Below are 9,291 nucleotides of genomic sequence, written 5' to 3' on the forward strand. Positions count from 1 at the left end.
GGGCTTGCCGCGGTGGCCGCGCCGGCTGCGCTGGCCGGTGCCGCGCCCGGACCTGCGGCCGCCAGGCGGCGGAACACCAGCAGGTCGTACTGCGAGGTGTAGTCGTAGTGCGATGGCAGCTGCGCGTTCAGCAGGTCGGACACGTGCAGGTCCACCAGTTGCAGGCCGGTGGTGGCTTGCAGCGCGGCCTGCAGCAGGCCCAGTTGTTCGCCGAAGGCCGCACGGGTGCACGAGATCCAGTAAAAGCCGGCGGCCGGGGGCTGGGAGGGCAGGGCGGCCAGCTCGGTGGCGTTGCCCTGGTGGATGTGAAAGATGCGCATGGAGGCCTGGGGCAGGGCGGGGAAGACGCCGGCGCCGGCCCTGCAGGCAGGCGGCCGGGGGGCGGTCGCTTACTTTTGCAGCAGCCGCGCCGCGTCGCGGGCGAAATACGTCAGCACGCCGTCGGCGCCGGCGCGCTTGAAGGCCAGCAGGCTTTCCATCATCACCGCGTCGTGGTCGAGCCAGCCGTTGGCGGCCGCGGCCTTGAGCATGGCGTACTCGCCGCTCACCTGGTAGGCGAAGGTGGGCACGCGGAATTCGTCCTTCACGCGGCGCACCACGTCCAGGTACGGCATGCCGGGCTTGACCATCACCATGTCGGCGCCTTCGGCGATATCGAGGGCGACCTCGCGCAGCGCCTCGTCGGTGTTGCCCGGGTCCATCTGGTACACGTTCTTGTCGGCCTTGCCCAGAGCGCCGCGCGTGCCCACGGCATCGCGGAACGGGCCGTAGAAGGCACTCGCGTACTTGGCGCTGTAGGCCATGATGCGCGTGTGGATGTGGCCCTGCACTTCGAGCGCCTCGCGGATCGCACCGATGCGCCCGTCCATCATGTCGCTGGGCGCCACGATGTCCACGCCCGCCTCGGCATGCGTGAGCGCCTGCCCGGTGAGGATCTCCACCGTTTCGTCGTTGATGATGTAGCCGGTGGCATCGAGCACGCCGTCCTGGCCGTGGCTCGTGTAGGGGTCCAGCGCCACGTCGGTCATCACGCCCAGCGCGGGGAATTCCTTCTTGAGCGCCCGCACCACGCGGGGAATCAGGCCCTCGGGGTTGAGCGCCTCCTTGCCGTCCGGCGCCTTGAGCGCGGGGTCGATGGCCGGAAACAGCGCCAGCACCGGAATGCCCAGTTTCACGCAATCCTCGGCCACCGGCAGCAGGAGGTCCAGGCTCAGGCGCTCCACGCCCGGCATCGACGCGATGGCCTCGCTGCGGCCCTGGCCTTCGTGCACGAACACGGGGTAGATCAGATCGTGCGGCGTGACGGCATGCTCGCGCACGAGGTTGCGGGTGAAGGCATCGCGGCGCAGGCGGCGCGGGCGGTTCTGGGGGAAGGGGGTGGGGCTGGACAGATGCATCCCGAAATTGTGCGCCACATTGCGCCGGGGCGGTCTCCGCCCGGCCCTTCGACGTGACGCCGGCCGCCGTGGTTTTTGCGCGTCGGACTCCGCCGGACGGCCCGGCACGGCACGTACACTGCCCCCCATGCTCTGGGTCAAAGCCTTTCACATCGTCTTCGTGGCCAGTTGGTTCGCCGGCCTGTTCTACCTGCCTCGGATCTTCGTCAACCTGGCCATGGTGGCACCGGGCTCGGCCGCCGAGCGAGACCGGCTCCTGCTCATGGCGCGCAAGCTGCTGCGTTTCACCACCTTCCTGGCCGTGCCGGCCATCGCGCTGGGGCTGTGGCTCTACCTGGGGTACGGCATCGGCCGCGGGCCGGGCAACGGCTGGATGCACGCCAAGCTCCTGGTCGTGGTGCTCGCCGTGGGCTATCACCATGCCTGCGGCGTCCTGCTGCGCAAGCTGGCCAGCGGCCAGAGCCGGCGCAGCCACCGCTGGTTCCGCTGGTTCAACGAGGTGCCGGTGCTGCTGCTGGTGGCTGCGGTGGTGCTGGTCGTCGTCAAACCCTTCTGACGCGCCGGCCGCGCGCTCCCGCCGTGCACAAGACCTCCGCCTGGCCCCTGGCGCTGATCTACGCGGCCCTCGTGGTCTTCGCCAGCCTGTTCCCCTTCGACGGCTGGCGCGAGCAGGGCATCTCGCCGTGGGTGTTCCTCACCGCCCGCATCCCCCCGCCGTACTGGACGTGGTTCGACGTCAACATCAACATCGCCGGCTATGCGCCGTTCGGCTTCCTGCTGGCGCTGGCCCTGCTGCGCACCGGCTGGCCGCGCTCTGCGGTGCCCGTGGCCGCGCTGGCGGGCGCGCTGCTCTCGATGCTGATGGAGTTCCTGCAGATCTACCTGCCGCGGCGCGTGCCCTCCAACATGGACCTGGTGCTGAACGCGCTGGGCACACTGGGCGGTGCGCTGCTGGCGGCGCTGCTGGAGCGGCTGGGCGCGCTGGCCCGCTGGAGCCGGCTGCGGGCGCGGTGGTTCGTCGCCGACGCCAGCGGGGCGCTGGCCTTGCTCGCGCTGTGGCCGGTGGCGCTGCTGTTTCCCGCCGCCGTGCCCTTCGGGCTGGGCCAGATGTGGGAGCGGCTCGAGATCGCGCTGGAAGACCTGCTGGCCGAAACCCCGTTCCTGGACTGGCTGCCGCTGCGCGAAACGCCGCTGGAAGCCCTGTCGCCCAGTGCCGAACTGCTGGCCGTGATGCTGGGCCTGCTCGTGCCCTGCCTGCTGGGCTACTGCGTGATCCGCCACATCGGCCGCCGTGTGGCTTTCTCGCTGGCCACGGTGGTGGCGGGCGTGTCGGTGACCGCGCTGTCCTCCGCGCTCAGCTACGGCCCGGCCCATGCCTGGGAGTGGCTCGGCACCCCGGCCCGCGTGGGCGTGTGGGCCGGCATGGCCGTCGCGCTGATGCTGGCCGGCCTGCCCCGCCGGGCCAGCGCCGCCGTGCTGCTATTGCTGCTGATGCTGCACCTGAACATCCTCAACCAGGCGCCCACCAGCGCCTATTTCGCCGACACCCTGCAGGCCTGGGAGCAGGGCCGCTTCATCCGCTTTTACGGCCTGGGCCAATGGCTGGGCTGGCTCTGGCCCTACGCCACCCTGGTTTATGTGGTGCAGCGCGTGGCCCGGCGCGACCGGGACCCGGCCGAGGGCCACGCGGATACCCCTGTTCGCATCGGCTCCTAAAATGCCCGGATGACCGACACCCCCACGCCGCCAGCCGCGCAGCCTGGCTACTACGCCCGCCACATCTTCTTTTGCCTGAACGACCGCACCAACGGCGAGGACAGCTGCGCCCACCACGGTGCGCAGGCTGCGTTCGACCGCTGCAAGTCCCAGGTCAAGGCGGCCGGCCTGTCCGGCCCCGGCAAGGTGCGGGTGAACAAGGCCGGCTGCCTGGACCGCTGCGCGGGCGGCCCCGTCGCCGTGGTCTATCCCGAGGGCACCTGGTACACCTTCGTGGATGGCAGCGACATCGACGAAATCGTGGAATCGCACCTGAAGAACGGCCAGGTCGTCGAGCGCCTGCTCACGCCGCCGGAACTCGGACGCTGATTCGCGCGCCGATCGGTTTTTAGTGTTTTTGGCTGTCTGCCCTAGATTTTATTGTCCTGACAGCTATTAATTTGATAGCAAATCAAGTGAATGCCCAGACTGAACGCCTGACCCTCGCCGGCGCTGCCGGTGCCATCGAAGCGGCACGCGATGCGGCCCAGGCGCCGGACGGCGCGCCCTCGCGCGGCGTGGCGGTGATCGCCCACCCGCACCCGCTGTTCGGCGGCAGCATGGACAACAAGGTGGTGCAGACCCTGGCGCGCGCCTTCGTGCACAGCGGCTGGACCGCCGTGCGCTTCAATTTCCGGGGCGTAGGCGCCAGCGCCGGCACGCATGACGCGGGCCAGGGCGAGCTGGAAGACTTCCTGGAGGTGGTGCGCCAGGCGGCGCCCGAGGGGCCGCTGGCCCTGGCGGGCTTCTCGTTCGGCGCCTTCGTCACCAGCCATGCGCTGGAGCGCCTGTGGGGCGAGCGCAGCATCGAGCGGGTGGTGCTGGTCGGCACCGCCGCCAGCCGCTTCACTGTGGCGCCCGTGCCGGCCGAGGCGCATGCGCGCACGCTGGTCGTGCACGGCGAGCAGGACGACACCGTGCCGCTGTCGGCCGTCATGGACTGGGCGCGGCCGCAGATACTCCCCGTCACAGTCGTGCCCGGCGGCGGTCATTTCTTTCACGGACAATTGCCGCTCCTGAAAAACCTGGTGTCCCGCCACCTGCTGGCTGGGAACTGACCGCCCTCCAGACGCTCCCTACCGGGCACCGCACGGCGCGCCATCCCCGCCGCCGTTTTTGACCGTTTGGTTTGTTTCCTTGCCCCGAATGCCTGTTTCCATGAAGCCCTTCCTCTCCACGCTGCGTTCCTTCGTTCTTGTCGCCGTGCTGGCGCCTGCCGCCCTCTGGGCGCAGGGCCAGGCCCCCCAGCCCCCCGAGATCGCCGCGCGCAACTACCTGCTACTCGACGTGACCGCCGGCCAGGTGCTCGCCGCCAAGGACATCGACGCGCCGGTCGAGCAGGCATCGCTCACCAAGCTCATGACGGGCTACCTGGTCTTCGACGCGCTGCGCGCCAAGAAGATCACCCTGGAGCAGAAGCTGCCCGTGAGCGTGCTCGCCTGGAAGATGCCTGGCTCGCGCATGTTCATCGATCCCAAGATGCAGGTGCCGGTGGAAGACCTCATCAAGGGGATGATCGTGCAGTCGGGCAACGACGCCACCATGGCCCTGGCCGAAGGCGTGGGCGGCACGGCCGAGAACTTCGTCAAGCTCATGAACGACCAGGCCAAGGCCCTGGGCATGAAGAACACGGCCTACAAGAACCCCGAAGGCCTGACCGAGCCGGGCCACACGACCACCGCGCGCGATCTGGGCGTGCTGGCCACCCGCCTGATGCAGGAATTCCCCGAGTACATGCATTACTACGCGACCAAGCACTATGCGTACCCAGGCACGCCGCCCTCCAATGGCACCAACCGCAATTCGCTGCTGTTCCGCGATCCCACGGTGGACGGCCTCAAGACCGGCCACACCGCCGCTGCCGGCTACTGCCTGGTGGCCACGTCCAAGCGCGACTTTCCGAACGTCGGCCAGCGCCGTCTGCTGTCCATCGTGCTGGGCGCCTCCAGCGAAAACGCCCGGGCGAACGAGAGCCAGAAGCTCCTGAACTGGGGCTACACGGCCTTCGACGCCGTCAAGCTGTTCGACGCCGGCCAGCCCGCCGCCACGCCGGCGGTCTGGAAGGGCAAGCAGAACACCATCCAGATCGGCCGCCCAGACGCCATCGTCGTCACCGTGCCGTCGGGCAGCGCCGGTAAGGTCACGACCCAGATCGTGCGCACCGACCCGCTGGTGGCACCATTCACCAAGGGCCAGTCGATCGGCACCCTGAAGGTGTCGCTGGGTGAGCAGCCCATCGCCGAAGTGCCGCTGGTGGCGCTGGAGACGGTGGAGCAGGCCGGCATCTTCGGCCGCGCCTGGGATGCGATCCGCCTGTGGATCAAGTGACACGGCGGCGGCCGGCTGGCCGCCCCGCGATTGCTCCATCAGCGCCAACCTGCTACATTAGAAGGCTTTTCGGAATTTCCGAAGGGATTCACGTTTTCGTTTTTCACGAAGCATTTCACGTTTAGGGACGTATTCATGCCAACCATCAATCAACTGGTCCGTCAGGGTCGCGAGGTCGAAAAGATCAAGTCGAAGAGCCCCGCGATGGAAAACTCTCCTCAGCGCCGCGGCGTGTGCACCCGTGTGTACACCACGACGCCAAAGAAGCCTAACTCCGCTCTGCGGAAGGTCGCCAAGGTTCGCCTGACCAACGGCTTCGAAGTCATTTCCTACATCGGCGGCGAAGGCCACAACCTGCAGGAACACAGCGTCGTGCTGGTTCGCGGCGGTCGTGTCAAGGACTTGCCCGGTGTGCGTTACCACATCGTGCGTGGCTCGCTCGACTTGCAAGGCGTGAAAGACCGCAAGCAAGCGCGCTCCAAGTACGGTGCCAAGAAGCCCAAGGCCAAGTAAGCCCTGCGCTTTTTTGCAAAAGATATCCGGTGCTGTTTCCCGCGTGGCGCGGTGATCCAGCGTAGTGACCCCAAGCGCAACTGTCTTGCGTGGGTCGAGTAAGTGGGAGTCCTGAATGGCTCTCGCGGTGTCTGAAAAGATGCCAACTGAAGCAAACATGAGGTGAAAAAAATGCCACGTCGTCGCGAAGTCCCCAAACGTGAAATCCTGCCGGATCCCAAGTTCGGCAATGTAGAGCTGTCCAAATTCATGAACGTGATCATGGAAGGCGGCAAAAAGGCAGTGGCAGAGCGCATCATTTACGGCGCTCTGGAACTGATCGAGAAGAAGCACCCTGACAAGGACCCTCTGGAAGCGTTCACCGTTGCCATCAACAACGTGAAGCCCATGGTCGAAGTGAAGTCCCGCCGCGTGGGCGGTGCCAACTACCAGGTGCCTGTGGAGGTGCGCCCCGTGCGCCGTCTGGCACTGTCGATGCGCTGGATCAAGGAAGCCGCCCGCAAGCGTGGCGAAAAGTCGATGGCGCAACGCCTGGCCAACGAACTGCTGGAAGCCACGGAAGGCCGTGGCGGCGCGATGAAGCGCCGTGACGAAGTGCACCGCATGGCCGAAGCCAACAAGGCATTCAGCCACTTCCGCTTCTAAGCCTCCAGGCTTTCTCCGGTGCAAACGTAAGGCCGCTGGCATTTTCTGCCTGCGGCCTTATCTTGATTCAGGTCGCCGGCAAATTGTGGTGCTGCGTCGCAAAAGCGGGTGGCCCATCACAACGAACACAACGTTCAACCAAGGATTTACCATGGCTCGCAAGACCCCCATCGAGCGCTACCGCAATATCGGTATCTCGGCCCACATCGACGCTGGCAAGACCACGACGACCGAGCGGATTCTTTTCTACACCGGTGTGAACCACAAGATCGGTGAAGTGCATGACGGCGCAGCCACCATGGACTGGATGGAGCAGGAGCAAGAGCGCGGCATCACGATCACGTCGGCTGCCACCACCTGCTTCTGGAGCGGCATGGACCGTTCGTTCCCCGAGCACCGCATCAACATCATCGACACCCCCGGCCACGTGGACTTCACGATCGAAGTGGAGCGTTCCATGCGCGTGCTGGATGGCGCCTGCATGGTGTATTGCGCCGTGGGTGGCGTGCAGCCGCAGTCGGAAACCGTGTGGCGCCAGGCGAACAAGTACAAGGTGCCCCGCCTCGCGTTCGTGAACAAGATGGACCGTACCGGTGCCAACTTCTTCAAGGTCGTCGAGCAGATGAAGCTGCGCTTGAAGGCCAACCCCGTGCCGATCGTGATCCCGATCGGTGCCGAAGAAAACTTCACGGGCGTGGTCGATCTGCGCAAGATGAAGGCCATCATCTGGGACGAGGCCTCGCAGGGCATGAAGTTCACCTTCGAAGAGATCCCCGCCGACCTGCTGGAAACGGCCAAGGAATGGCGCGAGAAGATGGTCGAGGCGGCTGCTGAAGCCTCCGAAGACCTGATGAACAAGTACCTGGAAGAAGGTGATCTTTCCGAAGAGGAAATCACCCTCGGCCTGCGCACGCGTGCCATCGCCTGCGAAATCCAGCCCATGCTGTGCGGTACGGCCTTCAAGAACAAGGGTGTGCAGCGCATGCTGGACGCCGTGATCGAACTGATGCCTTCTCCGGTGGACATTCCTCCCGTGGGCGGCACCGACGACGACGAGCAACCGACGAGCCGCAAGGCCGACGACTCGGAGAAGTTCTCTGCCCTGGCGTTCAAGCTGATGACCGACCCATTCGTGGGCCAGTTGACGTTCGTGCGTGTGTATTCCGGCGTTCTGTCCAAGGGCGACACGGTGTACAACCCCGTGCGCGGCAAGAAGGAACGCATCGGCCGTATCGTGCAAATGCACGCCAACAACCGCGAAGAAGTCGATGAAATCCGTGCTGGCGACATCGCCGCCTGCGTGGGCCTGAAAGATGTGACGACCGGTGAAACCCTGTGCGATCCCTCGGCCATCGTGACGCTGGAGCGCATGGTGTTCCCCGAGCCCGTGATCCGTCAGGCCGTGGAGCCGAAGTCGAAGGCCGACCAGGAAAAGATGGGTATCGCGCTGGGTCGTCTGGCTGCCGAAGATCCTTCGTTCCGCGTCAGCACCGACGAAGAATCCGGCCAGACCATCATCGGCGGCATGGGCGAGCTCCACCTGGAAATCATCGTGGACCGCATGAAGCGCGAATTCGGCGTGGAAGCCAACGTTGGCAAGCCCCAGGTGGCCTACCGCGAAACCATCCGCAAGACGGTGGAAGAGGCCGAAGGCAAGTTCGTTCGCCAGTCCGGTGGTAAGGGTCAGTACGGCCACGTCGTGCTCAAGATCGAGCCGAACGAAGCCGGCAAGGGCATCGAGTTCGTCGACGCCATCAAGGGCGGTGTGGTTCCTCGCGAATTCATCCCCGCGGTGGAAAAGGGCATCAACGAAGCCGTCACGCAAGGTGTGCTGGCCGGCTACCCGGTGGTGGACGTCAAGGTCACGCTGCACTTCGGTTCGTACCACGATGTGGACTCGAACGAACTCGCGTTCAAGATGGCCGCCATCTTCGGTTTCAAGGAAGGTTGCCGCAAGGCCAACCCCGTGATTCTCGAGCCCATGATGGCCGTGGAAGTCGAAACGCCGGAAGACTACGCTGGTACGGTGATGGGCGACTTGTCGTCCCGCCGTGGCATGGTGCAGGGCATGGACGACATGGTCGGCGGCGGCAAGGCCATCAAGGCGGAAGTCCCCCTGTCGGAAATGTTCGGCTACTCGACCTCGCTGCGCTCCGCAACGCAAGGCCGTGCCACCTACTCGATGGAATTCAAGCACTACAGCGAAGCCCCTCGCAACGTGTCGGAAGCCATCATGGCTGCACGCGCCAAGTAATTGGCAAAGGGAGGGGCGGCTTCGGCGGCCCCTTTCGGTTGGTTTGATGGAATTGGTTGCCAGCGACTATCGAGTAGGCGCTGGCAGCTATGAAAAAAATAGCAGCAAGATCCTTGCAATCTGCGACCCGGTGCCGTCCTGTTGCCCTGTGCGGGACGACTTAGCAATCGGGTGCAGACGTTAAACCCTGACACAGGCATTGCTCTTTGGAGATTCAAAATGGCAAAAGGTAAGTTGTAACGTACCAAAGCCCCACGTGAAACGTGGGCACCATCGGTCACGTGGACCATGGCAAGACGACGCTGACGGCGGACCATCGCCACGGTGCTGTCCTCCAAGTTCGGCGGCGAAGCCAAGGCATACGACCAGATCGACGCAGCGCCCAAGAAAAGCCCGCGC

The 9,291-nt window shown here is 65.4% G+C and carries 9 protein-coding genes and 2 pseudogenes; 9 read left to right on the plus strand and 2 right to left on the minus strand.

Annotated features, from left to right (window positions below):
• Together AC27IO_RS16650 and hemB are read right to left on the minus strand one after the other, a co-directional pair.
• Window positions 1–320 (minus strand): annotated as a pseudogene (locus AC27IO_RS16650) (magnesium transporter CorA); the annotation flags it as partial.
• Between the two features lie 69 nt (window positions 321–389).
• The gene (gene hemB / locus AC27IO_RS16655; protein ID WP_284394575.1) at window positions 390–1,397 is read right to left on the minus strand and encodes a porphobilinogen synthase; all 1,008 of its coding nucleotides are present in this window, start codon (window positions 1,395–1,397) and stop codon (window positions 390–392) included.
• Window positions 1,398–1,524: 127 nt separating this feature from the next.
• Here hemB and AC27IO_RS16660 point away from each other — a divergent pair, with 127 nt between their 5' ends.
• The 9 genes and pseudogenes from AC27IO_RS16660 to AC27IO_RS16700 all read left to right on the plus strand — a co-directional run.
• Complete coding sequence (locus AC27IO_RS16660) at window positions 1,525–1,953, plus strand: CopD family protein (RefSeq protein WP_272565831.1); 429 nt, start codon at window positions 1,525–1,527, stop codon at window positions 1,951–1,953.
• Window positions 1,954–1,976: 23 nt separating this feature from the next.
• Window positions 1,977–3,113, plus strand: coding sequence for a VanZ family protein (locus AC27IO_RS16665; protein ID WP_498739756.1), 1,137 nt, complete (start codon window positions 1,977–1,979; stop codon window positions 3,111–3,113).
• 9 nt (window positions 3,114–3,122) lie between these two features.
• A complete protein-coding gene (locus AC27IO_RS16670) occupies window positions 3,123–3,482 on the plus strand; it encodes a (2Fe-2S) ferredoxin domain-containing protein (protein ID WP_284406699.1) in 360 nt (119 codons plus the stop codon).
• An 86-nt stretch (window positions 3,483–3,568) separates the two neighbouring features.
• On the plus strand, window positions 3,569–4,210 hold the full coding sequence (locus AC27IO_RS16675) for an alpha/beta hydrolase (protein WP_498739758.1): 642 nt from the start codon (window positions 3,569–3,571) through the stop codon (window positions 4,208–4,210).
• Between the two features lie 100 nt (window positions 4,211–4,310).
• Window positions 4,311–5,480, plus strand: coding sequence for a D-alanyl-D-alanine carboxypeptidase family protein (locus AC27IO_RS16680; RefSeq protein WP_284394566.1), 1,170 nt, complete (start codon window positions 4,311–4,313; stop codon window positions 5,478–5,480).
• A 135-nt stretch (window positions 5,481–5,615) separates the two neighbouring features.
• On the plus strand, window positions 5,616–5,993 hold the full coding sequence (gene rpsL, locus AC27IO_RS16685; RefSeq protein WP_010104110.1) for a 30S ribosomal protein S12: 378 nt from the start codon (window positions 5,616–5,618) through the stop codon (window positions 5,991–5,993).
• 171 nt (window positions 5,994–6,164) lie between these two features.
• Window positions 6,165–6,638 (plus strand): 30S ribosomal protein S7, encoded by a 474-nt coding sequence (gene rpsG / locus AC27IO_RS16690; protein WP_056668881.1) that lies wholly within the window; start codon window positions 6,165–6,167, stop codon window positions 6,636–6,638.
• A 151-nt stretch (window positions 6,639–6,789) separates the two neighbouring features.
• Window positions 6,790–8,892, plus strand: a complete 2,103-nt coding sequence (fusA, locus tag AC27IO_RS16695) for an elongation factor G (RefSeq protein WP_272565827.1) — start codon at window positions 6,790–6,792, stop codon at window positions 8,890–8,892.
• Window positions 8,893–9,111: 219 nt separating this feature from the next.
• Window positions 9,112–9,291: pseudogene (locus AC27IO_RS16700) on the plus strand (GTP-binding protein); the annotation flags it as partial.

It is taken from the genome of Acidovorax sp. KNOB132 (genome assembly GCF_057541515.1).